Annotated in this window: 27 protein-coding genes; 16 read left to right on the top strand and 11 right to left on the bottom strand. The window is 69.1% G+C overall.

Annotated features, from left to right (window positions below):
* The 4 genes from ACK8OR_RS02730 to ACK8OR_RS02715 are packed head-to-tail and all read left to right on the top strand — an operon-like array spanning position 1 to position 2,640.
* Positions 1–1,212, top strand: a complete 1,212-nt coding sequence (locus ACK8OR_RS02730; RefSeq protein WP_410187935.1) for a type II secretion system F family protein — start codon at positions 1–3, stop codon at positions 1,210–1,212.
* Entirely contained in the window at positions 1,209–1,679 is a 471-nt protein-coding gene (locus ACK8OR_RS02725) for a prepilin-type N-terminal cleavage/methylation domain-containing protein (RefSeq protein ID WP_410187934.1), read from the top strand. The genes ACK8OR_RS02730 and ACK8OR_RS02725 overlap by 4 nt, the downstream gene beginning before the upstream one ends.
* Entirely contained in the window at positions 1,676–2,041 is a 366-nt protein-coding gene (locus ACK8OR_RS02720) for a hypothetical protein (protein WP_410187933.1), read from the top strand. Before ACK8OR_RS02725 ends, ACK8OR_RS02720 begins: the two co-directional genes overlap by 4 nt.
* Complete coding sequence (locus tag ACK8OR_RS02715) at positions 2,038–2,640, top strand: hypothetical protein (protein ID WP_410187932.1); 603 nt, start codon at positions 2,038–2,040, stop codon at positions 2,638–2,640. The genes ACK8OR_RS02720 and ACK8OR_RS02715 overlap by 4 nt, the downstream gene beginning before the upstream one ends.
* Positions 2,641–2,647: 7 nt before the next feature.
* On the opposite strand, the gene ACK8OR_RS02710 is transcribed toward ACK8OR_RS02715, so the two are convergent.
* On the bottom strand, positions 2,648–3,340 hold the full coding sequence (locus ACK8OR_RS02710; RefSeq protein WP_410187931.1) for a GntR family transcriptional regulator: 693 nt from the start codon (positions 3,338–3,340) through the stop codon (positions 2,648–2,650).
* A gap of 115 nt (positions 3,341–3,455) precedes the next feature.
* Between ACK8OR_RS02710 and ACK8OR_RS02705 the strand changes: the two genes are divergently transcribed.
* From ACK8OR_RS02705 to ACK8OR_RS02670, 8 genes are all read left to right on the top strand, one after another.
* Positions 3,456–3,743, top strand: coding sequence for a UxaA family hydrolase (locus tag ACK8OR_RS02705; protein WP_410187930.1), 288 nt, complete (start codon positions 3,456–3,458; stop codon positions 3,741–3,743).
* A 1-nt stretch (position 3,744) separates the two neighbouring features.
* Positions 3,745–4,926: a UxaA family hydrolase gene (locus tag ACK8OR_RS02700; protein WP_410187929.1), complete on the top strand. Its 1,182-nt coding sequence runs from the start codon at positions 3,745–3,747 to the stop codon at positions 4,924–4,926.
* A gap of 100 nt (positions 4,927–5,026) precedes the next feature.
* Positions 5,027–6,022, top strand: a complete 996-nt coding sequence (locus ACK8OR_RS02695) for an Ldh family oxidoreductase (RefSeq protein ID WP_410187928.1) — start codon at positions 5,027–5,029, stop codon at positions 6,020–6,022.
* Positions 6,023–6,384: 362 nt separating this feature from the next.
* Complete coding sequence (locus ACK8OR_RS02690; protein WP_410187927.1) at positions 6,385–8,805, top strand: GcvT family protein; 2,421 nt, start codon at positions 6,385–6,387, stop codon at positions 8,803–8,805.
* A gap of 97 nt (positions 8,806–8,902) precedes the next feature.
* Complete coding sequence (locus tag ACK8OR_RS02685; protein ID WP_410187926.1) at positions 8,903–9,481, top strand: nucleotidyltransferase family protein; 579 nt, start codon at positions 8,903–8,905, stop codon at positions 9,479–9,481.
* Positions 9,482–9,642: 161 nt separating this feature from the next.
* The gene (locus tag ACK8OR_RS02680; RefSeq protein WP_410187925.1) at positions 9,643–10,818 is read left to right on the top strand and encodes an ammonium transporter; all 1,176 of its coding nucleotides are present in this window, start codon (positions 9,643–9,645) and stop codon (positions 10,816–10,818) included.
* Positions 10,819–10,903: 85 nt separating this feature from the next.
* Complete coding sequence (locus tag ACK8OR_RS02675; protein WP_410187924.1) at positions 10,904–11,359, top strand: c-type cytochrome; 456 nt, start codon at positions 10,904–10,906, stop codon at positions 11,357–11,359.
* A 6-nt stretch (positions 11,360–11,365) separates the two neighbouring features.
* On the top strand, positions 11,366–12,253 hold the full coding sequence (locus ACK8OR_RS02670; protein ID WP_410187923.1) for a c-type cytochrome: 888 nt from the start codon (positions 11,366–11,368) through the stop codon (positions 12,251–12,253).
* A gap of 7 nt (positions 12,254–12,260) precedes the next feature.
* Here ACK8OR_RS02670 and ACK8OR_RS02665 read toward each other — a convergent pair whose 3' ends face one another.
* Both ACK8OR_RS02665 and lipA read right to left on the bottom strand, forming a co-directional pair.
* On the bottom strand, positions 12,261–12,494 hold the full coding sequence (locus tag ACK8OR_RS02665; RefSeq protein WP_410187922.1) for a hypothetical protein: 234 nt from the start codon (positions 12,492–12,494) through the stop codon (positions 12,261–12,263).
* Positions 12,495–12,540: 46 nt separating this feature from the next.
* A complete protein-coding gene (lipA, locus tag ACK8OR_RS02660) occupies positions 12,541–13,497 on the bottom strand; it encodes a lipoyl synthase (protein WP_410187921.1) in 957 nt (318 codons plus the stop codon).
* Between the two features lie 99 nt (positions 13,498–13,596).
* Between lipA and ACK8OR_RS02655 the strand changes: the two genes are divergently transcribed.
* Positions 13,597–14,328: a VIT1/CCC1 transporter family protein gene (locus ACK8OR_RS02655; RefSeq protein ID WP_410187920.1), complete on the top strand. Its 732-nt coding sequence runs from the start codon at positions 13,597–13,599 to the stop codon at positions 14,326–14,328.
* Between the two features lie 7 nt (positions 14,329–14,335).
* Here ACK8OR_RS02655 and speB read toward each other — a convergent pair whose 3' ends face one another.
* A complete protein-coding gene (speB, locus tag ACK8OR_RS02650) occupies positions 14,336–15,295 on the bottom strand; it encodes an agmatinase (protein WP_410187919.1) in 960 nt (319 codons plus the stop codon).
* Positions 15,296–15,383: 88 nt separating this feature from the next.
* On the opposite strand from speB, the gene ACK8OR_RS02645 reads away from it, so the two are divergent.
* Entirely contained in the window at positions 15,384–15,884 is a 501-nt protein-coding gene (locus tag ACK8OR_RS02645; protein WP_410187918.1) for a flavin reductase family protein, read from the top strand.
* 6 nt (positions 15,885–15,890) lie between these two features.
* On the opposite strand, the gene ACK8OR_RS02640 is transcribed toward ACK8OR_RS02645, so the two are convergent.
* From ACK8OR_RS02640 to cysS, 3 genes are read right to left on the bottom strand one after another with little or no spacing between them, the layout of a single operon-like run.
* A complete protein-coding gene (locus tag ACK8OR_RS02640) occupies positions 15,891–16,640 on the bottom strand; it encodes a squalene/phytoene synthase family protein (RefSeq protein ID WP_410187917.1) in 750 nt (249 codons plus the stop codon).
* Positions 16,637–18,232, bottom strand: a complete 1,596-nt coding sequence (gene cimA / locus ACK8OR_RS02635) for a citramalate synthase (protein WP_410187916.1) — start codon at positions 18,230–18,232, stop codon at positions 16,637–16,639. The genes ACK8OR_RS02640 and cimA overlap by 4 nt, the downstream gene beginning before the upstream one ends.
* The gene (cysS, locus tag ACK8OR_RS02630) at positions 18,229–19,590 is read right to left on the bottom strand and encodes a cysteine--tRNA ligase (protein ID WP_410187915.1); all 1,362 of its coding nucleotides are present in this window, start codon (positions 19,588–19,590) and stop codon (positions 18,229–18,231) included. Before cysS ends, cimA begins: the two co-directional genes overlap by 4 nt.
* A 208-nt stretch (positions 19,591–19,798) precedes the next feature.
* Between cysS and ACK8OR_RS02625 the strand changes: the two genes are divergently transcribed.
* A complete protein-coding gene (locus ACK8OR_RS02625; protein ID WP_410187914.1) occupies positions 19,799–20,620 on the top strand; it encodes an isocitrate lyase/PEP mutase family protein in 822 nt (273 codons plus the stop codon).
* Here the strand turns inward: ACK8OR_RS02625 and eda are convergent.
* Genes eda through hisI form a run of 3 tightly spaced genes read right to left on the bottom strand, consistent with a single transcriptional unit; the run spans position 20,617 to position 23,490 of the window.
* Entirely contained in the window at positions 20,617–21,249 is a 633-nt protein-coding gene (eda, locus tag ACK8OR_RS02620) for a bifunctional 4-hydroxy-2-oxoglutarate aldolase/2-dehydro-3-deoxy-phosphogluconate aldolase (RefSeq protein ID WP_410187913.1), read from the bottom strand. The two genes, ACK8OR_RS02625 and eda, sit on opposite strands and share 4 nt — an antisense overlap.
* Before the next feature lie 19 nt (positions 21,250–21,268).
* Positions 21,269–23,074, bottom strand: coding sequence for a phosphogluconate dehydratase (gene edd / locus ACK8OR_RS02615; RefSeq protein WP_410187912.1), 1,806 nt, complete (start codon positions 23,072–23,074; stop codon positions 21,269–21,271).
* 47 nt (positions 23,075–23,121) lie between these two features.
* Positions 23,122–23,490 (bottom strand): phosphoribosyl-AMP cyclohydrolase, encoded by a 369-nt coding sequence (gene hisI, locus ACK8OR_RS02610; RefSeq protein ID WP_410187911.1) that lies wholly within the window; start codon positions 23,488–23,490, stop codon positions 23,122–23,124.
* 65 nt (positions 23,491–23,555) lie between these two features.
* Between hisI and ACK8OR_RS02605 the strand changes: the two genes are divergently transcribed.
* A complete protein-coding gene (locus ACK8OR_RS02605; protein ID WP_410187910.1) occupies positions 23,556–24,011 on the top strand; it encodes an iron-sulfur cluster assembly scaffold protein in 456 nt (151 codons plus the stop codon).
* Between the two features lie 213 nt (positions 24,012–24,224).
* Here ACK8OR_RS02605 and ACK8OR_RS02600 read toward each other — a convergent pair whose 3' ends face one another.
* The gene (locus ACK8OR_RS02600; RefSeq protein ID WP_410187909.1) at positions 24,225–24,350 is read right to left on the bottom strand and encodes a hypothetical protein; all 126 of its coding nucleotides are present in this window, start codon (positions 24,348–24,350) and stop codon (positions 24,225–24,227) included.
* Positions 24,351–24,420: the final 70 nt, after the last annotated feature.

Genomic DNA, 24,420 nt, shown 5'->3' with positions numbered 1-24,420 from the left:
ATGCATTTCAAGGCCTACCGCCCGGATGGTGAGGTCGAGACGGGCACGCTCGACGCCGTCGACGAGGCCGATGCGACGCGCCAACTTCGCCTGACGGGCCGCACCCCGTTCGAATTGCGCCGGGTGACGGGCGCCGCCGCCACCGCGCCGGCCCGACCCGAGCGCGCGGGTGGCGGGTTTGGCGGGCGGCTCGACCTCGCGCGGTTCTTCGCGGAACTCTCGGTCATGCTCGACGCGGGCTTCACGATCGACGTCGCGATTCGCGCCATCGCCGATGCCGAGACCGAACGCCTGCCCCGCGCCCGCGCCGCCGGGGTCCATGCCCGGCTGACCGAAGGCCAGTCGGTCGCCGAAGCGTTCTCCGCGGTCCCCGAGATCACCGACGATGTCGTCGCCCTTCTGGCCAGCGGCGAGACGAGCGGCCGCCTCGACGTCGTGACGCGGACGTTGGCCGACAGCTATACGCGCCGCGCCGCGCGCCGCCGCGAGGTGACCGAGGCGCTGCTCTACCCGGCCTTCCTGCTGCTCGTGATGGTCTTCGCGTTCCTTCTTCTGTCCCTCTACCTCGCGCCCGCCCTCCAGCCGGTCTTCGAGAATGCGGGGATCGCATCACCCCTCGTGATCCGCATCCTTCTAGGCTTCGGCGCCTTCGTCGCCGGGCCGGGGCTGCTGATCGTCGTCAGCGCGCTCGCCCTGACGGTGCCGCTCCTGCTCTGGATGCGGACGCCGCGCGGGCGCGATGCCGCGATGGCCGCGCTCACCCGCGTTCCCGGCATTGCAGCGACGATCCGCGCGGGCGTCAACGCGCGTTACCTGACGACGATGTCGCTCCTTCTCGGGAACGGTGTGCCGATGCTCGAAGCGATGCGGCTGGCCGCGGCCACGGCGGTCACGACGGCGCAGCGCGCGGGCCTTCTGGCCGCCCGCACCGAGGTGTCCGAAGGCGCGCCCTTCTGGCGAGCGGTCGACGCCACGGGCCAGTTCCCCGGCCCCGTCACGGCCCTTCTGCGGCTGGGCGAGGAATCCAACATGCTGGCCGCGATGATGGGCCGCGCGGGTGCGACCATCGACGGGCTTCTGCAACGCCGGATGACGCGCCTCCTGACCTTCCTCACCCCGGCGATCACGCTGGCGCTGGGCGCGCTGGTCGGCGGACTGGTCGTGTCGGTGATGTCCGCCCTCCTGAGCATCAACGAGATCGCGATCCGATGACCGCCCCCGCGCCCCGTCCCGACCGCGACGCGGGGTTCACGCTGGTCGAGATGCTCGTGGCGCTGGTTATCCTCGGCATCCTCGCAGGCCTGGGCGCGGGGGCACTTGCACGGCGCGACCCGGCCCCCTCGCCCGTGCAGATGGCCGAACGTCTGCAAGCCGTGATCATCGATGCACGCGGCGACGCGATGCGGACCGGACGGGACACGCTGGTCGCGATCGACCTGTCGGAACGTCGCTTCGCCTATCCGCCCGATGCAGACCCCATCGACCTGCCGCCGGGGATGCGGCTCGACGGCCTGCTCGCACGGCCCTTCGTCGAGGGCGGCACCGCAGCACTGGTCTTTCGCCCGGACGGCAGCTCGTCGGGGGCCGAGCTGGCCTTCGTGGCGGACGATGCGGTGGCGCGGCTCGAGGTCGATTGGCTGACCGGCCTGCCGCGCCTTCTGGACGGCGACGCGCCATGACGGGCGGGCGCGACGACGGCTTCGTCCTCCTCGAGACGCTGGTGGCGTTCCTCGTGCTGGCCGTCGGGTTGACGGCGGCGATCGGCGCGGTGTCGCAGGCCACGCTCGCCGTCCGGGGCGCGGGCGAGGCAAGCCGCGCCGCCGATCTCGCCCGCGAGGTGGCGACGGTCGAGATGCGCGCGCTGACCGGGTCGGATGCGACGATGGGCGAATTCGACAACGGGGGCGCGTGGCGCCTGGTGTCGCGCGAATTGCCAGATGGCGGCGCGATCCCGCTTCTGGCCGTGACGATCGAGGTCCGGCCCGCGGGCGCCACCCGCGCCTACCGGTTCGAGAGTTTTGCGCTCGGAGCCGCCCCGTGAGGCCGACGGACATGTCGGGCGCGGCCCCGAGCGACAGCGGGATCGTGTTGGTCGAGCTGCTCGCCGCGCTATCGATCGTGGCGATCATGTCGGCGATGATGGCCGGCATCCTCGGGCAGATGCGGACGGTCGCGGGCATGGGCGACGCGGTGGCGACACGGGGCCAGATGGCGGCCGCGGTCGATCACGTGACGCGGACCGTCGCGGGCGCGCGCCCTATCCCCCTGCGCGTCGCGGGCGAGGCCGCGGCGGCGTCCAACGCGCCTGTCTTCCAGGGCACCGAGGACACCCTCCGCTTCGTGGCGGTGACCCGGCGCGGCTTCGGGACACTGGGGCTGAGCGAAGTGACCCTCGCACTGCGCCGTGGCGGGGACGGGCTGGCCCTCGTCCAGACGCTGCGCGCGATGACCGGGTCGCAGGTGGCCGACGTGACGGTGATCGAGGGGCTGACGGCCGGGAGCTTCGTCTATCTCGAAGAGGATGGCGCGCCCGTCGCGACGTGGTCCGGCAGCGATCTTCCGCTGGGCGTGCGCATCGCGCTCACCGGCGGGACACCGGCGCGCCCGGTCGAGGTCAGGGGGTTCGCCGGATTCGACTGAGCCCGGCTCAGCGCAGATCGACCGCGTAGCTCAGCCCGTCCATCGCGTAGGTGCAGTTGCGCAGTTCGGTCACCACGCCCGCCACGTCCGCCGCCGTGCGCCGGATCACGAGGAGGGGCGCGCCCGCCGCGACGTCGAGCCCCGCCTGCCCCGCCGTCGACACGGCTGGCGCCAGCGTCTCCGAGGCCGTCAGGATCGCGACGCCGTAGGCCCGCTGGTAGAACGGATAGAGCGCGTTTGCGGGCGTCTCGCGCTCGCCCAAGCCCGGAAAGCGCGGTGCGGCCACCGTGACGATCTCGCGCGCCGCGAGGCGGCCGCCGATCCGACGGAGCCGGTCGATCTCGTAAACCTCGCCCGCATCGAGCGCCGCCTCGGCGGTCGTGGCCGCGCGGCGTGTCACCGATTGCCGCTCGAGGATCGGGGTGACGAGATCGCCCTGCGCATCCCGCAGCCGGAAAAAGTGAAAGAGCGCGCTCTCGTCGGTCGAAACCGCGACGAAGGTCCCCCGCCCCTGCCGGCGCTCCAGGATTCCCCGCGCCTCAAGAAGCGACAGCGCCTTGCGCGCCGTGCCCTGGCTGGCACCGTATTCCGCGCCGATTACCGTTTCGGACGGCAGCATCTGCCCCGGCGAAAGTTCGCCGCGCGCGATCCGTCCCGTCAGATCGCTCAGAATTCGTTGATATAACGGCTCGGCTTGCATGACCCCTGCCCTATCCCGACTCCGCGGCTCACTCAAGTCCTGTATCATTGGTCTTGTATAAGACTCCGGATGGGCGTAGGTCGAGCCACGACTCACAGCACCCAGGGAGGATGAGATGAGCAAACCCCAGCTTCTGGTCCACGATCAGGCCGACAATGTCGGCGTCGTCGTGGTCGAGGGTCTGACCGCGGGCACCGACATGCTCTGCGTCGTCACCCATGACAATTCCGACTTCCGCCTGACGGCCAAAGCCGACATCCCCATCGGTCACAAGGTCGCGCTGAAGGACCTGTCCGAGGGCGACACGGTCATCAAATACGGCGAGGACATCGGCAAGATGGTCGGAGCCGCCGAGACGGGCGGCCACGTCCATACCCACAACTGCAAAACGAAGAGGTGGTAAGATGCCGTTCGACGCAACAAACCGCATGGTCAACGCCTGGCGCCGTGAAAACGGCCGCGTCGGCGTCCGCAACAACGTCGTCATCCTGCCCGTCGACGACATCTCGAACGCCGCCTGCGAGGCGGTGGCCAACAACGTCAAGGGCACCATGGCGATCCCGCACGCCTATGGCCGCCTCCAGTTCGGCGAAGACCTCGAGCTGCATTTCCGTACGATGATCGGCACCGGGTCCAACCCGAACGTCGCCGCCGTCGTCGTCATCGGGATCGAGCCCGGCTGGACCAAGATCATCGCCGACGGCATCCGCGAGACCGGCAAGCCCGTCGCCGAGTTCTCGATCGAGCAGAACGGCGATTTCGAGACGATCCGTGCGGCATCGTGGAAAGCCAAGGAGTTCGTCCACTGGGCCTCGGAGCTTCAGAAGGAGCCCTGCCCGCTGACGGATCTGTGGGTCTCGACCAAGTGCGGCGAGAGCGACACGACCACCGGCTTGTCGTCCTGCCCGACCGTCGGCAACATGTACGACAAGCTGATCCCGCACGGCCTCTACGGCTGCTTCGGCGAAACCTCCGAGATTACCGGCGCCGAGCATATCTGCGAAAAGCGCGCCGCCTCGCCCGAGGCCGCCGAGAACTTCATACGGATCTTCAAGGCCTATGCGGACGACGTGATCTTCGCGCACCAGACCGACGACCTGTCGGACAGCCAGCCCACCAAGGGCAACATCCTGGGCGGTCTCACGACCATCGAGGAAAAGGCGCTGGGCAACCTCGAGAAGATCGGTCGCGAGTGCACCTATCTCGACGCGATGGGTCCCGCCGTGGCGCCGACCAAGGGCCCCGGCCTCTACTTCATGGACACGTCCTCGGCCGCGGCCGAATGCGTGACCCTGATGGCCGCCGCGGGTTACGTGATCCACACCTTCCCGACGGGCCAGGGCAACGTGGTCGGCAACCCGATCGTCCCCGTCATCAAGATCTCCGGCAATCCGCGCACCCTGCGCACCATGTCCGAGCATATCGACGTGGACGTGACCGGCGTGCTGACGCGCGAACAGACCATCGACCAGGCGGGAGACGCCCTGATCGACATGATCGAACGGACCGCCAACGGTCGCATGACCGCGGCCGAGGCGCTGGGCCATGTCGAGTTCTCGATGACCAAGCTCTACCGCTCGGCCTGATCCCGCCGGGTCGCCCCGAACGGGGCGGCGCGATACACGACACGGGCCGTCCCCACCGGGGCGGCCCGATCCACGAATGCAGATTACCCGGAGCGCCGCCATGCCCGAGACCGTCGCCGTCACCGAACTCGAACGGCTCGCCACTGCGGCCTTTGTCCGCGCAGGCACCGCGCCCGACACCGCCGCCCGCGTCGGCGCCGCGCTGGTCTTCGCCGAGCGAGACGGACAGACGGGCCACGGGCTCAGCCGGATGCCGAGCTACGTGGGACAGGTGCGCGCAGGCAAGGTCAACGGCTTGGCGACGCCCGACGTGGCTCGTCCGGCCCCCGGCCTGATCCGCGTCGACGCGCGGAACGGCTTTGCCTTTCCGGCGGTCGATGCGGCACTCGCCGCGCTGATCGAGATGGCCCCCGCCCAGGGCATCGCCTGCGCCACGATCCACCGCTCGCATCACGCGGGCCAGCTCGGGCCGCATGTCGAACGGCTGGCGGATTCGGGCCTCGTGGCGCTGATGATGGTCAACACGCCCTCGGCCATGGCGCCATGGGGCGGCAAGACCGGGCTTCTGGGGACGAACCCCATCGCGTTCGGTGCACCGCGCGCGGATGCGATCCCGCTGGTGATCGACCTCAGCCTCTCGGCGGTGGCGCGCGGCAAGGTGCTGGCCGCCCGCCGCACGGGTGCCGCGATCCCCGAAGGCATCGCGCTCGACCGCGACGGCAACCCGACGACCGATGCCGAGGCCGCGCTGGCCGGGACGATGGTCCCCGCGGGCGGCGCCAAGGGCGCGGCGCTGGCCCTGATGGTCGAGGTGATGGCCGCAGCGCTCTCGGGGGCGAACCTCGCGGGCGAGGCGTCGAGCCTCTTCGATGACAAGGGCGACCCGCCGGGCCTCGGGCAGACGATCATCGCCATCGACCCCGGCGCCGCCTCGGGCGGGGCGTTCGCGACGACGCTGGAGCGGCTGGCGACGGCGATCGAAGCGGATGGCGACGCCCGCCTGCCCGGCTCTACCCGGATGGCCCGCCGCGCGCGGACCGAGATCGAGGTCGGCGACACGGCGCTGGCCGACCTGCGGGACCTTGCGGGCGAGTAGCGCGCCCGAGCCATCCACCCTCCGCGCTCAAAGAGGACCCGGCCAGAAGACGCGCGCGGAACGCGACCCGGCTCTCGCATTCCGGCAAATGCAAGCGTTCACGTCTCTTCAACGCGGAACGGACGAGGATACTCGTACGAATATTCTCGACTGCACCAATGCGCCCGGACAGATCGACCCCGGCGCCCCGGCAGGGTCCCGATCCCGACCGCATCACCCTCCGGACCGGACCCGCGCCGTTGCGCCACCGTATCCGATCCCGCCGCTCCGCTCGAATCCGACCTCGCAGGTCGCATAACCCCTATCCGCTTGCCCGTCCCCTGCCCTAGCCTCGGGCAAACGGCGATCGAGGGGAGCGGGACATGCAGGACAGCGCGCGCGTAGTCATCATCGGGGGCGGCGTCGTCGGCGCGTCGGTCCTCTACCACCTGGCCCGCGCGGGCTGGACGGACGCGCTGCTCCTCGAGCGCTCGGAGCTGACGTCGGGCAGCACGTGGCACGCCGCGGGCGGCTTCCACACCATCAACGGCGACCCGAACGTCGCCAAGCTCCAGCAATACACCATCGAGCTCTACAAGGAGATCGAGGAGCTGTCCGGCCAGGCGACCGGCGTGCATCAGACCGGCGGCGTGCTGCTGGCCTCGACCCCCGACCGGATGGACTGGTTGAAATCCACCGCCTCGCGCGCCGCCTATCAAGGCATCGAGATCGAGATCATCAGCCCCGAGGAGGCCCATGCCGCCTTCCCGCTGATGGATCCGTCGAAGTTCATCGGGGCGGCCCGCACGCAGGTCGATGGCCATCTCGACCCGTCGGGCACGACCTATGCCTACGCGAAATCCGCCCGCAAACTCGGCGCCACCATCGAGACCCACACCCGCGTCACCGGGCTGACGCGAACCCATGACGGCTGGCTCGTGCATACCGACAAGGGTGACGTCCGCGCCGAGCATGTGGTGAATGCCGGCGGTCTCTGGGCGCGCGAAGTCGGGCGCATGGTCGGGCTGGAGCTGCCGGTGCTGGCGATGGAGCACATGTACCTTTTGACCGAGGACATGCCGGAAGTCGCCGAGATCAACGCCACGACGGGCAAGGAAGTCATCCACGCAGTCGATTTCGACGGCGAGCTCTACCTGCGGCAAGAGCGCGGGGGGATGCTGATGGGCACCTACGAGAAGGCCTGCGTGCCCTGGTCGCCCCGCGATACGCCTTGGGAGTTCGGGCACGAGCTGCTCCAGCCCGATATCGACCGCATCGCGCCATCGCTGGAGGTTGGCTTCGACCACTTCCCGGCCTTCCAGGATGCGGGCATCAAGCAGATCATCAACGGACCCTTCACCTTCGCGCCCGACGGCAACCCGCTGGTCGGCCCCGTGCGCGGCCTGCCCGGCTTCTGGTCGGCCTGCGGCGTGATGGCGGGGTTCAGCCAGGGCGGCGGCGTGGGACTGGCGCTGGCCAACTGGATGACCGACGGCGATCCGGGCTTCGACGTCTGGGCGATGGATGTCGCCCGCTACGGCGACTGGGCCACGCTCAGCTACACCAACCCCAAGGTGCAGGAGAATTACGCCCGCCGCTTCTCGATCAAGTTCCCCAACGAGGAGCTGCCCGCCGCGCGTCCCCACAAGACGACGCCGATCTACGACCGCCTTCTGGGGCTCGGTGCGCAGATGGGCGACAGCTGGGGCCTCGAGGCGCCGCTCTGGTTCTCCCCCGACGAAACGCGGGACGTGTTCTCGTGGCGCCGCTCGACCGATTTCGACCATGTCGCCGCCGAGGTGCGCGCCTGCCGCGAGGGCGTCGGGATCATGGAGATCTCTGGCTTCTCGAAGTTCGCCGTACGTGGCCCGGGTGCGCGCGCATGGCTCGACCGGCTCTTCGCCTGCAAGATCCCCGCGCCGGGCCGCATGGCCCTCGCGCCGCTTCTCAAGGAAGACGGCAAGTTGCAGGGCGACCTGACCATCTCGTGCCTGGCCGAGGATGAATTCTTCCTTGCCGGGTCGGGCATGGCCGAGGTGTTCTACATGCGCTGGTTCGAGACCCATCGCGGGGAGGAGGAGATCGAGATCGTCAATCACGGTCTCGGACTGCTCGGCCTCTCGATCGCGGGACCGAAGTCGCGCGAGCTGATGCAGGCGGTTACGGGCGAGGATGTCTCGAACGACGGCATGCGTTTCATGCGGGTCCGACGCATGGATGTCGGCATGGCGCCCTGCATCGTGGGCCGCGTCAGCTTCACCGGCGATCTCGGCTACGAGATATGGATGAAGCCGGAATACCAGCGCAGCGTGTTCGAGCTTCTGATGCAGGCGGGCGAGCCGCTGGGGATCAGGCCCTTCGGTCTGCGCGCGCTCAACGCCATGCGGCTGGAGAAGAATTATGGCGGTTGGGGCAGCGAGTATCGCCCGCTCTACGGCCCGCTCGAGGCAGGGCTGGACCGGTTCGTGGCATACGGCAAGGACGCGGCGTTCATCGGCAAGGCGGGCGCGCTCGCCGAGCGGGACACGGGCGGCGCGTTGCGGCTGCGCAGCTTCGTGGTCGAGGCCGAAGACTCGGACGTGATCGGGGACGAGCCGATCTATCTGGGCGACGATTGCGTCGGCTGGGTCACGTCTGGCGGGTTCGCGCATCATGCGGCGGCGTCGATGGCGCTGGGCTATGTGCCTCGCAAGGACGCAGATGCCGACGGGCCTTGGTCGATCGAGGTTCTGGGCAAGCGGCTGCCCGCGCGGTTGCAGCACGCGCCGATCTTCGACGCCAATGGCGCGCGTCAGCGCGGATGAGCGAGGCCGGGGGCGCCGCCCCCGGACCCCCGAGGTATTTCTGGCCAGAGGACGCGAGGAAAGTTAACGGGACGTGACCGCAGCCTCGGAAACCACCATGCGCCCCATCCCCGCCATCCTCGTCCTCGCCGCGGGCGCGTCGTCGCGGATGCGGGGCGCGGACAAGCTTCTGGAGGAGGTGGATGGCACCCCGCTTGTCCTGCGCGCCGTGCGGGCCGCCTGCGCCGTCTCGCCCGAGGTGATCGTCGCGCTGCCCGCCGGCGATACCCAGCGGCGGGCCTGGCTGGGCGATACGCCGGCGCGGCTGGTGGATGTGGTGGACCGAGCGATGTCCGCGTCGATCCGGGCGGGCGTGGCCGAGGTGACGGCCGGCGCGCTCCTGATCCACCTTGCCGACATGCCCGAGATCGATCCGGTCGCCTTGCAGGCGGTCGTGGACGCATGGCGTGGATGCGACGCGTCGATCCTCCGGGCGACCGCCGCGGACGGGACACCGGGTCAGCCGGTCGTCTTCGGACGCGATCACTTCGCCGCCCTGGCCCGCCTGACCGGCGATCGCGGCGCACGCGCCCTGCTGACCGAGGCCGGGATCGCGACCGTAGCCTTGCCCGGGCGCGCGGCGCTGACCGATCTCGACACGCCCGAGGATTGGGCCGACTGGCGCGCGAGCCGCTGATTCACCGCCGCCCAATTTGCAGGCAATTCGCGTCCTAGCCGCCCAAACCCTGCGCAACTCGCGCATCGCGACAAATTTCAGCATGTCGCATGCCCCGTGCCTCTTTCCCCGGCACCGGCCCCTCGCCACACGACCCGGACACCGAGGGGGAGAATACCGAAATGGTCGGAGCCGACACCGCCTGGATCATCGTCGCAACCGCGCTGGTCCTGTTCATGACACTGCCTGGCCTTGCCCTGTTCTACGGCGGGCTCGTCCGGTCGCGGAACGTGCTGAGCGTCTTCATGCATTGCTACGCCATCGCCTGTCTGATGAGCGTCCTGTGGCTTGCCGTGGGCTATTCGATCGCCTTCGGCGAGGGCAATGCGCTCTGGGGCGGGCTGGAGAAGGCCTTCCTCCTCGGGGTGACCGCCGACGACCTGGCGGGCACCCTGCCGGAGGTGCTGTTCTTCGCCTTCCAGATGACCTTCGCGATCATCACGCCCGCCCTGATCGTCGGCGCCTATGTCGAGCGGGTCGGCTTCGGCTTCGTCCTCGCGTTCTCGGGGGCGTGGATGCTGCTGTGCTATGCGCCGGTGGTCCATTGGATCTGGGGCGGCGGGATGCTGTCGGATGGCGGCATCTTCGGCGCGATCGGCGTGCGCGACTTCGCCGGCGGCCTGGTGGTGCACGAGACGGCGGGCCTCGCGGCGATCGTGGTTTCGGTCTTCCTGGGCCCGCGCGGCGACAAGACCAAGCCGCCGCACAATCCCGGCTACGTGATGATCGGCGCGTCGATGCTCTGGGTCGGCTGGTTCGGCTTCAACGGCGGCTCGCAGCTGGCCGCCGACGGCGGCGCCGCCATGGCGCTGACCGTGACGCATATCTCGGCGGCGACCGCATCGCTCAGCTGGGCCATGTGGGAGCGGATCAAGTACGGCAAGGCCTCTCTCGTGGGGATCGTGACGGGAACCATCGCGGGCCTCGCCTCGATCACACCCGCCTCGGGCTTCGTCGGCCCGGTCGAGGCGCTGGTGATCGGCGCGGTCGCGGGCGTCCTCTGCCAGGAGGCGGTGAACGTCATCCGCAACCTTCTCAAGATCGACGACACGCTCGACGTCTTCGCCGTCCACGGGGTCGGCGGCGTGTTCGGCACGATCATGATCGCGGTCTTCGGCGCGGGCACGTGGGCGGCCCAACTGGGCGGCATCGCGGTGGTCGGGATCTACACGATCGTCGTGACCCTGCTGATCGTGTTCGCGGTCAAGCTGATCTTCCCGATCCGCGTTTCGAAGGACATCGAACAAGAGGGCCTCGACCTCGCGATCCATGGCGAGCAGGCGTACCATCCGGGTTGAGCCGGACTTACCTTAGGTAAATCATTGGTTGATTTGGCATCGGGCCGGGCGCAAGCTTGGCCCGTTGTCTTATGGGAGTTACGTCATGAATCGTTCGACCATCGCGTTCGTCGCCGGGCTGTGCACCGTCGGAACCATCGCCCTCGCCGCCTCGCACGAGGCGCCGCCGCAGATCAAGGCGCGCCAGGGCGCCATGCAGGTCGTGGGCTATAATCTGGGTCTCGTGGGCGGCATGGCGCGCGGCGATGCCGAGTATGACGCAGCCACGGCACAGGTCGCCGCCGACAACCTCGTCGCGATGTCGATGCTGCATCTCGAGCCGCTGTTCCCGGCGGACACGCTGGGGATCGAGGGCACCCGCTCGCTGCCGGCCATCGCCGAGAACTGGGATGGCTTCCAAGAGGATTGGGAGACCTATGGCACCGCCGTGGCGGCACTTCAGGCTGTCGCGGGCGACGGGCTCGAGGGCGTGCAGGCCGCGATGGGCGATGTCGGAAAGTCCTGCGGCGGCTGCCACGACGATTTCCGCCTCAAGAACTGAGCCGGGATGCGGCGCCTGATCGTCGGGGTCGCGCTTCTGGGCGCGGCCTGCCTCTCGCTGGGGCTCTGGATCACGCGCGCCGACCCGCTGCCCGCGGGCATCTATGACGACCTCGCCGGGGATACGACACGCGGCGAGGCGGTCTTTTGGGCCGGGGGCTGCGCGTCCTGCCACATGGCCCCCGAGGCCGAGGGTGACGCGCAGCTCGTCCTGACCGGCGGTCAGGCCTTTCCGTCGGATTTCGGCACCTTCTACGCGCCCAACGTCTCGATGCATCCCGAGGATGGCATCGGCGCGTGGACGGCGGACGACTTCGCCAGCGCCGTGCAGCGGGGCGTCTCGCCCGAGGGCGCGCATTACTTCCCGGTCTTTCCCTATTCGGCGTACAGGCTGGCCAATCCGCAGGACATCGTCGACCTCTGGGCGTTCTGGCAGACCCTTCCGGCGGTCGCGGGCGTGGGGCCCGCGCATGACATCGCCTTCCCCTTCTCTATCCGACGCGGCGTCGGTGTCTGGAAACACCTCTACGGGTCCGAAGGCTTCACCGGGCCCGGCCCAGAGGCGGATGTCGAGCGGGGCCGCTATCTCGCCGAGGCATTGTCCCACTGCGCCGAATGCCACACGCCGCGCACCGCGTTGGGCGGGCTCGACCGGTCGCGATGGATGGCCGGGGCGCCGAACCCGTCGGGTCCGGGGCGTATTCCGAACGTCACGCCCGCCGAGCTGTCCTGGTCCGAAGACGAGATCACGGCCTATCTGACCGACGGGTTCACGCCGGAATTCGACGTGGCCGCCGGACATATGAGGCATGTGGTCGAGAACCTCGCCCGCCTGCCGGATGGCGACCGGGCGGCCATCGCAGCCTATCTCAAGGCGCTCCCGCCCCGCGAATAGCCCCGTCTCAGTCTATGCTGTCGGCGCGGTTCGCGAGGTCTTCGCGGATTTCCTCGGGCGTGGCGAGGCGACGGAACACCCGTTCGCCCAGGATGCCGAAGACGATCCAGATCGCGAAGGCCGCGATCCACCAGGCCCAACCGTCGGTGTTGAAGAGGAGCAGCCCCCCGAGCGCCGTGCCCAGAAAGAAGATCAGCGCGCGGGCAACATGCGGGTTGAGAAAGCGTCGTCGCATCATCATGCCGTCCGCCTAGCGGAAGATTGCGACGACATCGCGTCCGCGCGGATCAGCCCCGGCCGAGGCGCTTCTCGCGCTCCGCCCGAAGGAGCGCGAAGTCGTCGCCCGCGTGATAGCTCGATCGCGTCAGCGGGGTGGCCGACACCATCCCGAACCCCTTGCCCCATGCGGCCTTCTCGTAGCCCGCGAACTCCTCGGGCGTGACGAAACGGTCGACCGCGTGATGCTTCGGCGTCGGCTGGAGGTACTGGCCGATGGTCAGGAAATCGATATCGGCGGCGCGCATGTCGTCCATGACCTGCAAGACCGCCTGCCGGTCCTCGCCCAGACCCACCATGATACCGGACTTGGTGAACATTGACGGGTCCAGCTCCTTCACGCGCTGCAGCAGACGCAGCGAATGGAAGTAGCGCGCACCGGGCCGCACCTCGGGATAGAGGCCGGGCACGGTTTCGAGGTTGTGGTTGAACACGTCCGGCCGGGCCGCGACCACGACCTCCAGCGCCTCGGGGGCGCATTTGATGAAGTCGGGCGTCAGGATCTCGATCGTGGTGTCGGGCGCGCGCTTGCGGATCGCGCGGATCGTCTGGGCGAAATGCTCGGCCCCGCCATCCTCGACGTCGTCGCGATCGACCGAGGTGACGACCACGTGGTTGAGGCCCAGCTTCTGCACCGCGTCGGCCACGCGCCCCGGCTCGAACACGTCGAGCGCCTCGGGGGGCTTGCCGGTCGCGATGTTGCAGAAGGTGCAGGCCCGCGTGCAGACCTCGCCCATGATCATCATGGTCGCGTGGCCCTGCGACCAGCACTCGCCCACGTTGGGACAGCCCGCCTCCTCGCAGACCGTCACCAGCTTGTGCTCGCGCATGATCTTGGCGGTCTGCTTATAGCCCTCGCCCACGGGCGCCTTCACCCGGATCCACGCAGGCTTCTTCGGCTGCGGGTTGTCGGGGCCGCGCTGCTTTTCGGGATGCCGCTCGGCGGGGATCTTCAGGTCGCGGGGCATGGTGCCTCCTCAGGGCCGTCTCCCGTTTCATCTAAGCCGGACGCGGGCCCATTGCCAGACCGGCTTGACCGCGCCCGGGCAGGTCTCGATGCTCGGCGGATGACCGACAGCGCGCTTGCCCGCCACAAGGCCGACGAACACCGCATCACGCCGCTGCAGGATTTCATCCGGCAGATCGTCTATGGCGGCAATGACGGCATCGTCACGACCTTCGCCGTGGTCGCGGGCTTCGCGGGGCTTGCGACCGACGGCACGGCCGAGGTGGGCGTCGTGGCGGTTCTGCTCTTCGGGTTGGCCAATCTCTTTGCGGATGCGACCTCGATGGGTCTGGGCGAGTTCCTGTCGTCGCGCTCGGAACAGGACGTCTACCGCGCGATCCGCGCAAAGGAACGCCGCGAGATCGACGTGAACCCCGAGGCCGAAATCGCCGAGACGGTCGAGCTTCTGGAAGAGCGGGGCGTGGCGCCCGCCGACGCGCGCGACATGGCCGCGATCCTGGCGAGAAACCCAGAGATGATGGCCGATTTCATGATGCAATACGAGATCGGGCTGGCCGACCCGACCGACGATGTGCCCTGGCTGAACGGGCTGGTGACCTTCGGCAGCTTCGTCGTCTTCGGAGCCGTCCCCCTCCTCCCCTACATCGCCGGAGGGTCGGGCACGACGAGCTTCACGCTCAGCTGCGTGGGCTCGGTGCTGGCGCTGATGGTGCTGGGCTACTTGCGCTGGCGGGTCTCGACGGAATCGATCTGGCGCTCGGTCGGCGAGACGCTGCTGGTTGGCGGCGCCTGCGCCGTCGTGGCCTTCGGTGTGGGGCTGGCGTTCCGCTGACCCTGCCTCAGCGGCGCGTCCAGCCCCAGAGACATATCAGCTCCATCACCACATGCGCCCCCGCGATGGCCGTGGCCCCCGTCGTGTCATAGGGCGGCGAGACCTCGACCACGTCGCCGCCGACCATGTTGATGCCCGCAAGATCGCGCAGGATCGCCGCTGCCTGCGCGCTCGACAGCCCACCCCAGACCGGCGTTCCCGTGCCCGGCGCGAAGGCTGGATCGAGGCAGTCGATATCGAAGGTCACGTAGCAGGGGCGGTCGCCGACGACGGCCTTGATCCGCTCCGCCACCTCGCCTGGCGCCGCCTCGTGGACCGCGCGGGCGTCGATCGTCGTCACACCCAACGTATCCGGGTTCACCGTGCGGATGCCGACCTGCACGCTCGTCTCGGGGTCGATCACGCCGGTCTTGACCGCCTTGTAGAACATCGTTCCGTGATCGATCCGGCTCAGGTCATCATCGGGCCAGGTGTCGGAATGGGCGTCGAACTGGATCAGGCTCAGGGGTCCGTGCATCTCGGCATGGGCCTGCAGGATCGGGAAGCTGACATAGTGGTCGCCCCCCATCGCGATGCAGCCCGCGCCCTGCCCGAGTATGCCCGCGACGTGATCGCGCAACGCCTGCGGGAAGTCGGCCACCTTGGCGTAATCGAACCCGACATCGCCGTAGTCGGCGATCGCGAAGGCGTCGAGCGGCGAATAGCCCCAGTAGTACGGCGGATCGAAGGGCTGCAGCGTGCTCGCCTCGCGGATGGCGCGCGGGCCGAAGCGCGTGCCGGGGCGATGTGTGACGGCCTGATCGAAGGGCACGCCCGTGACGGCGAGGTCGAACCCCGCGAGGTCCTTGGTGTAGCGCCGCCGGAAGATCGAGGTCGCGCCGCCAAACGCGTTCTCGAAGTTCAGCCCCCTTGGGTCGTCGCGCGTGAATGCCCCGTCGACCTGATCCCGCGCGTCCTGCAATGCCATGGCGTCACCTCCGGCGCCGACGCAACCACGCCGCGCGCCCGAGGGAAACCCTCTCGACACCATCCCCCCATGCGTTAGGTGCGGGGACATGCCCGACAGCCAGCTCCGCGCCGATTTCGTCCATGCCATGAGCCGTGCGGCCGCCACGGTCAGCATCGTCACGACCGACGGGCCGGGCGGGCGCGCCGGGGTCACCGTCTCGGCCTGGACCAGCGTGTCCGCCGATGGCGAGGCGCCGTCGATGCTGGTCTGCATCAACGGCGGGTCTTCGGCGGCCGAACCGATTCTGACGAACGGCTGCTTCGCAATTAACGTGATGCATGACGATCAGGCGGAGGTGGCCGACACCTTCGCCAGCCGCGCGCCCGCGCCGGGCGGAGACAAGTTCGCGGCGATCGACTGGGACACCGAGGCGACCGGCGCGCCGATGCTCGACGCGCTGGCGGGCTTCGACTGCGACGTCCAGTCGGCAGAGAAGATCGGAACGCATCACGTCATCATCGGGCGCGTCCGGGCCGTGCGCGTGGACGAGGACGGCGCGCCGCTGATCTACGGGATGCGCAGCTACCTGCGGACCGAGCGGGCCTGAGCCCCCCTAGACCCGCCCCGTGATCGACGCACGGACGAGGCGCCACCGGCTGCCCGCGTCCGACAGCTCAGGCTGGACGTCCGGCGCATCGCGGAACGCCGTCAGGACCGCCGCGACGTCGGACAGCACGAAGAAGACGGGCCGCGCCGCTTTGAGAACCTTCGCGTCGCGAAACCGTCCGAGCGCGGCGAGCCCGGCCTCGGCCAAGCCCCGCACCTCCGCCTCCCGGTCGCCGGGCGGCAAGGGCGCGCGGCCCCGCGCCTCGAGGTTCGGCATCGCCGTCAGCCAGGACGCGATCCCGTGCGCCAGCCCCGCATCCCGCGCCGCCGGCGCATCGTGCGCCCCCACAAGCCGCGCCGCCGTCCAGAGGAGGGTGCCCGATGTCCGGTCGAGATGGCGCAGCAGCGCGGCCGCATCCTCGGGGCGCGTCCCCTCGACATCCCACATGCGTGCCGCGACCGCGTCGTCCAGCGCCCGCGCGCCTTCGCCGTCCAGCACCTCGGCCAGCGGCGTGACCACCTCGTGCCGCCGGACTGGGCCGCAGCCTGCGATCTCGTCCAGCGCGTCGCGCCACCACTGAAGGCGCATCTGCGCGATCAGCGGCTCCTGCGTGACCCAGGGCGCGCGCGCCACCTCGAGGTTGAAGGCATAGAGCGGGAACAGCATCGTGCGCAGGCCGACGGGCGCGGCCATGACCGCCCGGAACCGCGCCGGGTCGCCCCGCTGCACGAGACCCGCGCAGGCAGCGACGGTCACTGCACCAGCTTCCAGCGCACCGCGTCGAGCAGTGCCTCGAAGGACGCATCCACGATGTTCGGGCTGACCCCCACGGTCGACCAGCGGCGCCCGGCATCGTCCTCGTGGTCGATGATGACGCGGGTGACGGCCTCGGTCCCGCCCTGCATGATGCGCACGCGGAAATCTGTCAGCCGCATATCCGCGATGCCGTCCTGATAGCGCCCCAGATCCTTGGCCAGCGCCTTCGAGAGCGCGTTGACAGGGCCGCGGTCGCTGCCGCTCTCGTCGAGGCTTTCGGACACGCTCAGCTTCTTCTCGCCATCGACCTTCACCACGACCACGGCCTCGGACAGCGTCACCATCCGGTCGTACTTGTTCTTTCGCCGCTCGACCGTGACGCGGTAGCGCTTCACCTCGAACAGTTCGGGCATCAGCCCCAGCTCCTCGCGCGCCATGATCTCGAACGACGCCTGCGCCACGTCGTAGGCATAGCCGCGATCCTCGGCCTCCTTCACGCGGGTCAGGATGCGGCGCAGTTGGTCCTCGTCCCCCTCGAGCCCCGCCTCGGCCAGGCGGCGGCGCAGGTTCGACAGGCCCGCCTGGTTCGACATCGGTACGATCCGGTGGTTGCCCACGGATTCAGGCGGCACGTGCTCGTAGGTTGTCGGATCCTTGAGGATCGCGCTCGCGTGGAGGCCCGCCTTATGCGCGAAGGCCGAGGCGCCGACATAGGGCGCCTCGCGCCGGGGCACGCGGTTGAGGATGTCGTCCAGCCGCCGCGAGGCCCGCATCAGCCGGGGCAGCGCCTCGGCAGTCACGCCGGTCTCGAACCGGTCGGCGTATTCGGATTTCAGGACCAGCGTCGGGATGAGCGAGGTCAGGTTGGCGTTCCCGCAGCGCTCGCCCAGACCGTTCAGCGTGCCCTGGATCTGCCGCGCGCCCGCATCGACCGCGGCCAGCGTGCCGGCCACGGCCTGTTCGGTGTCGTTATGGGTGTGGATGCCCAGCCGGTCACCGGGAATACCCGCCGCGATGACCTCGGCCACGACCGCGCCGATCCGCGCGGGCATGGTGCCCCCGTTCGTGTCGCATAGGATGACCCACCGCGCCCCGGCATCCAGCGCGGTCTGAAGGCAGGCGACGGCATAGTCCGGGTCTTCGGCGTGGCCATCGAAGAAATGCTCGGCGTCGAACAGGGCTTCGCGCCCCTCGGCCACAAGATGGGCCACGGAATCGCGGATCGCGTCGAGATTGTCCTCCAGCGTGCAGCGGAGCGCCGTGCGCACATGGAACGGGTGCGTCTTGCCGACGAGGCAGACGGCGGGCGTGCGCGCGTTCAACACCGCGGCCAGCACGTCGTCATTCGCCGCCGAGCGCCCGACCCGCTTGGTCATCCCGAAGGCCGTCAGCGTCGCGCGCGTCTTCGGCGCATCGTCGAAGAACTCGCTGTCGGTCGGGTTCGCGCCGGGCCATCCGCCCTCGATATGGTCGACCCCGAGCGCATCGAGCATCCCCGCGATCTCGCGCTTCTCGGTGGCCGCGAACTGGACGCCCTGCGTCTGTTGCCCGTCCCGCAGCGTGGTGTCGTAGAGGTAGAGGCGTTCGGTCACACCGCGCCCTCGAGCCGCGCGGGATCGAATGCGCCGGTAACCTCCCACGCGACATTCGGAAAAACCTCAGATTTTAATCGAACGCCTGCACTGTTGAGCGCATCGCGAATACTGTCTGCGCGCGCGTAATCACCGCGTTGGCGCGCGTCACGCCATGCCATGGCTGCTATCATGATTACCTCACCGTATTGTGCAGATGTTTCGAGCCAGTCGCCCATCTCGGGAATCAACAGCCCCAGCAGCGCCGCCGACGCCGCGAGCGTCGCGCCGTCGCCCGTCTTGGCGATGCGGTGCAGTTCCGCGATCGCACCCGGTGTGTTAACGTCGTCACGCAACAAATTGAGAACGCTTGGATCGGGCGTGCCACCCTCCGCGGCAAGTGCCCGCCATTTCCGCAGGATGCCCTCGGCCTCGCGCGCCTTCGCCTCGGTCCAGTCCATCGGCTTGGAGTAGTGCGTGGACAGGAACACGAAGCGGATCACCTCGCCCGGCACGCCCTGATCCAGCAAGTCGCGGACGGTGAAGAAATTGCCCAGCGACTTGGACATCTTCCGGCCCTCGACCAGCAGCATCTCGTTGTGCAGCCAGATCTGCGCGAAGCCCGCGTTGGGATCGGCGCAGCAGCTCTGCGCGCGCTCGTTCTCGTGATGGGGGAACATCAGGTCGTTGCCGCCGCCATGGATGTCGAAGGACGAGCCCAGCAGCGCCTTCGACATGGCCGAGCACTCGATATGCCAGCCGGGTCGCCCCCGACCCCACGGGCTGTCCCAACCGGGCGTGCCATCCTCCGACGGCTTCCACAGCACGAAATCCATCGGGTCGCGCTTGTAGGGTGCGACCTCGACCCGCGCGCCGGCAATCATGTCGTCGAGCGAGCGGCCCGAAAGCTTGCCGTATCCGTCATACGACCCCACCGCAAAGAGGACATGGCCGTCGGCCGCGTAGGCGTTCCCCGACGCGATCAGCCCTTCGATCATCTCGATCATCTGCGGAATGTACTCGGTCGCCCGCGGCTCGATATCGGGGGCCAGGTTCCCGAGCGCGGCCATGTCGTCATGGAACCACCCGAGCGTTTCCTCGGTGATGTCGCGGATGTCGCGCCCCGTCTCGGCCGCGCGGGCGTTGATCTTGTCGTCCACGTCCGTGACGTTCCGCACGTAGGTCACGCGCGGGTAGTCGTGCCGCATCAGCCGCGCCAGCACATCGAACAGGATCACGTTCCGCGCGTTGCCGAGATGCGCGCGGTCATAGACGGTCGGCCCGCAGAGATACATCCGGACGTTATCCGGATCGAGCGGGACGAAGGGGACGACCTCGCGGCGGAGGCTGTCGCGCAGGCGGATGTCGGGTCGGTCCATGCCGGCCTTTCCGTGTTCGCGGGGATGGGGCCGGAGCGCGGTCGCGGACACCCGTCGCCCGCCGATTGCTTCGACGGACGCGTCAGATGCAGATGATGCAGCGCGCGCGGTCCATGGCCGGTGGCGTAACATGGCCGCGCGCCGCGCCGCAACCGTTTGACACCCGCGCGCGCGGCGTGTCCCCTTCGCCGCGAACAGGAGGCCCGAAATGACCGATTTCCGCGCGATGCACGTCCCCAGTGACCCCTTCATCCTTGCGAATGCATGGGATGTCGGCTCGGCGCGAATGCTCGTGGCCCTTGGCGCGCAGGCGATCGCGACCTCCTCGGCCGGGTTCGCCTTCACGCGCGGCCTGCCCGATGGCGGACGCGTCGGCCGGGACGAGGCGATCGCCCATGCCGCCGACCTCGCGAAACACGTGGACGTGCCCGTTTCGGCCGATCTGGAGGACGGCTACGGGCCCGATCCCATCGACTGCGCCGAGACGGTGCAGCAATCGGCACTGGCGGGGCTGGCCGGGTGCTGCATTGAGGATATCGCGCCCGACGGCACGGCCTACGACTTCGCCGCGTCGGTCGCGCGGATCGAGACAGCGGCGCTGGCCGCGCGGCAGGCGACCCGCGACTTTGTCTTCTGCGCGCGGGCGGATGGCGTGATGACCGGCGCCTACGATCTGAACGAGGCGATCCGGCGGCTCAAGGCGTTCGAGGCGGCGGGGGCGGACGTCCTCTACTGCCCAATGCCGGGCGAGATGGACGACCTCAGACGGATCACCGCCAGCGTCTCGAAGCCGGTCAACGCACTGGCCGCCGGGCCATGGACGCAATCCTCGCGGACGGACTTCGCCGAGGCCGGGGCCGCGCGCATCTCGCTCGGCTCGGCGTTGGCGCGGGCCACGCATCAGGTGATCCGCGACGCGGGCCAGGCGATGTTCATCGGCGGCGATTTCACCAAGCTCGGCGGCATCGGCTCGGGCGAGGTCGATGGCTATCTCGAGACCGGCGCGGGCTCGACGGCCGGGCTGTCCTAGGTCCGCGCCTCGCGGGCCAGCTCTTCGATCGTGGCCCAGTCTCCCGCCGCCATCGCGTCCTTCGGCGCGACCCAGGAGCCGCCGACGCAGACCACGTTCGACAGCGACAGGTAGTCGCCCTTGTTGGACGGGCTGACGCCGCCCGTTGGACACCAGGCGATCTGCGGGATCGGCGCGCCGATAGCCTTGAGCGCGGGCGCTCCGCCGGAGGCCTCGGCCGGGAAGAATTTCAGCATGTCGTAGCCCTTTTCCAGAAGGGCCATCGCCTCGGTCGCGGTTGCGGCCCCCGCCAGAAGCGGCAAGTCCTCGTCCACACAAGCTTGGAGAAGCGTGTCGGTCGCGCCGGGCGACACCCCGAAGGTTGCGCCCGCCGCCTTGGCCGCCCGCACGTCCTCGGGCGTCAGGAGCGTGCCCGCGCCCACCATCCCGCCCGGCACCTCGGCCATGGCGCGGATGCAGTCGAGGGCCGCGGGCGTGCGCAGCGTGACCTCCAGCGCGGGCAGGCCGCCGGCCACCAGCGCCTCGGCCAAGGGGCGCGCCTGGGGCGCGTCGTCGAGCACGAGCACGGGGATCACGGGGGCCGCAGCGGCGATATCGTGGGCTGCGCGGGACTGGTCGGCGGGGGTCATGGGCAAGGCTCCGGGTGGTTCAGATGACGATGCCGGCGCCCTGGTCGGCGGGACCGGCATTGGCACGGAAGAGCGCGAAGAGCTCGCGGCCGAGCCCCTCCTCGTTGGCGCTGAGGTCGGGGACCTCGATCTCGCGCGCCTCGACGCCCTCGGTCAGGCATTCGAGCCGTCCCTCTTCGGCATCGTAGCGGATGACGTCGCCATCGCGCAGCTTGGCGATCAGCCCGCCATCCAGCGCCTCGGGCGCGACATGGATGGCCGATGGCACCTTGCCCGACGCGCCCGACATGCGCCCGTCGGTGACCAGCGCGACCTTGAACCCGCGTTGCAGTAGCACCGAGAGCGACGGGGTCAGCGCGTGCAGTTCCGGCATGCCGTTGGCCTTCGGACCCTGGTAGCGCAGCACCACGATCACGTCGCGGTCGAGCGTGCCCGCCTTGAACGCAGCCTTGACCGCGTCCTGGTCGTGGAAGACGGCGCAGGGCGCCTCGACGACGTGGTGATCCTCGGCCACGGCGCTGATCTTGGTGACGCCGAGCCCGAGATTGCCGCGCATCTGGCGCAGGCCCCCGGTTGTGGCGAAGGCGTCGTGCGGGGGCTTCAGGATCTTGTCATTCTGGCTTTCGCGCGGGCCGGGCGCCCAGTGAAGGCCGTCGGGTCCGAGCTTCGGCTCGCTCGCATAGGCCGAGAGGCCCTGCCCCGCCGCGGTCTGCACGTCCTCGTGCAGGAGGCCCGCGTCGAGAAGCTGACCGATCATGTAGGGCAGCCCGCCCGCCGCGTGGAAATGGTTCACGTCCGCAAGGCCGTTGGGATAGACCCGCGCCATCAGGGGTGTGACGCCCGAGATCGCGTCGAAATCGGCACAGGTCAGCTCGACCCCGGCCGCGCGCGCCATGGCGATGAGGTGCAGCACCAGGTTGGTCGACCCGCCCGTCGCCATCAGTCCGACCAAGCCGTTGACCCAGGCCCTTTCATCGAGGACGTCGCAGACCGGGGTGTAGGCGTTCCCGAGGCCCGTGATCGCGGCCGCGCGGGTCGCGGCGGCATCCGTCAGCGCGTCGCGGAGCGGCGTGCCGGGGTTTACGAAGCTCGCACCCGGCAGGTGCAGGCCCATGAACTCCATCAACATCTGGTTGGAATTGGCCGTGCCGTAAAAGGTGCAGGTGCCGGGACCGTGGTAGGACGCCATTTCGGCTGCCATCAGTTCGGCGCGTCCCACCTTCCCTTCGGCGAAGGCGCGACGGGTCGCGGCCTTCTCCTCGTTCGGCAAGCCGCTGGGCATCGGTCCGGCGGGCACGAAGATCCCCGGCAGATACCCATAGGTCGCGGCCGCGATCACAAGGCCCGGCACGATCTTGTCGCAGATCCCGAGGTAGAGCGCACTGTCGAACGTGTTGTGGCTGAGGGCGACGCCCGTCGCGAGCGCGATGACGTCCCGGCTGAAGAGCGACAGCTCCATCCCCGCCTGGCCTTGGGTGACGCCATCGCACATGGCGGGCACACCGCCCGCGACCTGCGCCGTGGCACCCGCGGCGCGCGCGGCGGCCTTGATGCGGTCGGGATAGTCCTTGAACGGCTGATGCGCGCTCAGCATGTCGTTATAGGCGGTCACGATCCCGATATTCGGAACGCGGTCCGCGACGAGGTCGTCTTTCATCTCGCCCATCGCGGCATAGGCATGGGCCTGGTTGCCGCAATCCAGGTGACCGCGCCGCGGCCCCTGCTCGGCCTGCGTCCGCATACGTTTGAGGTACGCCTCGCGACGGTCGCGGGAGCGTTCGCGGATATTGTCGGTGATCTCGTCGATGCGGGAATCGAGCGGCATGAGCGTCCCTCCTATTGTCTGGGAAATGCACTGTTACCGCTAACGGTTCAACCCCCGATGGTCTCCGGCGCCATGAGTTCGACCTCCTCCCCGTCACGGATGGCCGTATAGAAGCATGACCGGCGGTTCGTGTGGCAGGCCGGGCCGAGCTGCTCGACCCGAAGCAGCAGCGCATCGCGGTCGCAATCGACGCGCAGGTCGACGAGCGTCTGAACATGGCCTGACGCCTCGCCCTTAATCCAGAAGGCCTGACGCGACCGGCTCCAATAGGTGACGCGACCGGTCGCGATGGTCTGCGCCACGGCCTCGGCGTTCATCCATGCCATCATCAGCACCTCGCCCGTGGCATGGTCCTGCGCGATGGCCGGGATCAGGCCGCGGTCGTCGTAGCGCAATGTCGCAGGGTCGAAGCTCATGGGGCACCTTTGCATCGCCGGGTCGCGACGCTACCTAAGGCGCAGGCTGCGCGAAAGGAACCCGCATGTCCGACGCCGATCTGATCAAGCTCTACTCGGGCCGCATCCTCGCACTTGCCGCCGACATGCCCCACGCGGGGACGCTCGACGGCGCGATGGCGACCGCCCGGTCGCGCTCGCCGCTCTGCGGCTCGACGGTGACGGTGTCGCTGGATGCCGAGGATGGGCGCATCACCCGCTACGCGCAGGACGTGAAGGCCTGCGCATTGGGCCAGGCCTCTGCCGCGATCTCGGGGGCCGTGATGATCGGGCGCACGCGCGACGAGGTGCAGGCCGCGCGCGACGGGCTGCACGCCATGCTGACCGCCGGCGGCCCCGTCCCCGATGCGCCGTTCGAAGGCTACGAGGTGCTGGAGCCTGCGCGCGACTACCGCAACCGGCACGCGTCGATCCTCCTGGCGCTCGACTCCACGCTGGCCGCTCTCGATCAGCTATCGGACGCGCGGCACACCGCCTCCTGATCCCCCTTGGGCTTTGTCCAAAAAAACCGCCGCACTCCGTGGGGCGGAGGCGGCGGGTGAAGTGGCATCCCGTTCACGGGCAGTGATCAAATTCCGCAGGGAACACGCGGAGGATCGGTGGCGGCGTCACGCGGGGACAGGCGGACGGGCCGGGGTCGGACGACGGGGATCGAACGAACCGGAAATGAACGGAACGCGGGCAGAAACCGGGTGTCAGGCGAGCAGGCTGGGCAGGTGAAGCAGACCCATTACGAGGGTCACGAGCCAGATGCCGCCGAGGATGTCGGTCACCGGCTCGCGTTCGATACGGCTGACGGTGCGGATGATCTTTCGGGCCATTTGCTGGACCTCCTCGGCTGCTCTTGTTGACCCTTTGTTCTCACATCCGTTCACGTTCTGTAAAGAACTT

The sequence above is a fragment of the Jannaschia halovivens genome (assembly GCF_046452375.1).
In the GTDB taxonomy this organism is placed as follows: domain Bacteria; phylum Pseudomonadota; class Alphaproteobacteria; order Rhodobacterales; family Rhodobacteraceae; genus Jannaschia; species Jannaschia halovivens.
Note: the sequence above shows the minus strand (reverse complement) of the source record. Positions and strands in the feature narration are given on the sequence as shown.

What these genes read in the sequence shown, in the direction of transcription:
- ACK8OR_RS02730 (WP_410187935.1), top strand. Translation starts at nt 1, where the DNA reads ATGCATTTCAAGGCCTACCGCCCGGATGGTGAGGTCGAGACGGGCACG.
- ACK8OR_RS02725 (WP_410187934.1), top strand. Translation starts at nt 1,209, where the DNA reads ATGACCGCCCCCGCGCCCCGTCCCGACCGCGACGCGGGGTTCACGCTG.
- ACK8OR_RS02720 (WP_410187933.1), top strand. Translation starts at nt 1,676, where the DNA reads ATGACGGGCGGGCGCGACGACGGCTTCGTCCTCCTCGAGACGCTGGTG.
- ACK8OR_RS02710 (WP_410187931.1), bottom strand. Translation starts at nt 3,340, where the DNA reads ATGCAAGCCGAGCCGTTATATCAACGAATTCTGAGCGATCTGACGGGA.
- ACK8OR_RS02705 (WP_410187930.1), top strand. Translation starts at nt 3,456, where the DNA reads ATGAGCAAACCCCAGCTTCTGGTCCACGATCAGGCCGACAATGTCGGC.
- ACK8OR_RS02700 (WP_410187929.1), top strand. Translation starts at nt 3,745, where the DNA reads ATGCCGTTCGACGCAACAAACCGCATGGTCAACGCCTGGCGCCGTGAA.
- ACK8OR_RS02695 (WP_410187928.1), top strand. Translation starts at nt 5,027, where the DNA reads ATGCCCGAGACCGTCGCCGTCACCGAACTCGAACGGCTCGCCACTGCG.
- ACK8OR_RS02690 (WP_410187927.1), top strand. Translation starts at nt 6,385, where the DNA reads ATGCAGGACAGCGCGCGCGTAGTCATCATCGGGGGCGGCGTCGTCGGC.
- ACK8OR_RS02685 (WP_410187926.1), top strand. Translation starts at nt 8,903, where the DNA reads ATGCGCCCCATCCCCGCCATCCTCGTCCTCGCCGCGGGCGCGTCGTCG.
- ACK8OR_RS02680 (WP_410187925.1), top strand. Translation starts at nt 9,643, where the DNA reads ATGGTCGGAGCCGACACCGCCTGGATCATCGTCGCAACCGCGCTGGTC.
- ACK8OR_RS02675 (WP_410187924.1), top strand. Translation starts at nt 10,904, where the DNA reads ATGAATCGTTCGACCATCGCGTTCGTCGCCGGGCTGTGCACCGTCGGA.
- ACK8OR_RS02670 (WP_410187923.1), top strand. Translation starts at nt 11,366, where the DNA reads ATGCGGCGCCTGATCGTCGGGGTCGCGCTTCTGGGCGCGGCCTGCCTC.
- ACK8OR_RS02665 (WP_410187922.1), bottom strand. Translation starts at nt 12,494, where the DNA reads ATGATGATGCGACGACGCTTTCTCAACCCGCATGTTGCCCGCGCGCTG.
- lipA (WP_410187921.1), bottom strand. Translation starts at nt 13,497, where the DNA reads ATGCCCCGCGACCTGAAGATCCCCGCCGAGCGGCATCCCGAAAAGCAG.
- ACK8OR_RS02655 (WP_410187920.1), top strand. Translation starts at nt 13,597, where the DNA reads ATGACCGACAGCGCGCTTGCCCGCCACAAGGCCGACGAACACCGCATC.
- speB (WP_410187919.1), bottom strand. Translation starts at nt 15,295, where the DNA reads ATGGCATTGCAGGACGCGCGGGATCAGGTCGACGGGGCATTCACGCGC.
- ACK8OR_RS02645 (WP_410187918.1), top strand. Translation starts at nt 15,384, where the DNA reads ATGCCCGACAGCCAGCTCCGCGCCGATTTCGTCCATGCCATGAGCCGT.
- cysS (WP_410187915.1), bottom strand. Translation starts at nt 19,590, where the DNA reads ATGGACCGACCCGACATCCGCCTGCGCGACAGCCTCCGCCGCGAGGTC.
- ACK8OR_RS02625 (WP_410187914.1), top strand. Translation starts at nt 19,799, where the DNA reads ATGACCGATTTCCGCGCGATGCACGTCCCCAGTGACCCCTTCATCCTT.
- eda (WP_410187913.1), bottom strand. Translation starts at nt 21,249, where the DNA reads ATGACCCCCGCCGACCAGTCCCGCGCAGCCCACGATATCGCCGCTGCG.
- edd (WP_410187912.1), bottom strand. Translation starts at nt 23,074, where the DNA reads ATGCCGCTCGATTCCCGCATCGACGAGATCACCGACAATATCCGCGAA.
- hisI (WP_410187911.1), bottom strand. Translation starts at nt 23,490, where the DNA reads ATGAGCTTCGACCCTGCGACATTGCGCTACGACGACCGCGGCCTGATC.
- ACK8OR_RS02605 (WP_410187910.1), top strand. Translation starts at nt 23,556, where the DNA reads ATGTCCGACGCCGATCTGATCAAGCTCTACTCGGGCCGCATCCTCGCA.
- ACK8OR_RS02600 (WP_410187909.1), bottom strand. Translation starts at nt 24,350, where the DNA reads ATGGCCCGAAAGATCATCCGCACCGTCAGCCGTATCGAACGCGAGCCG.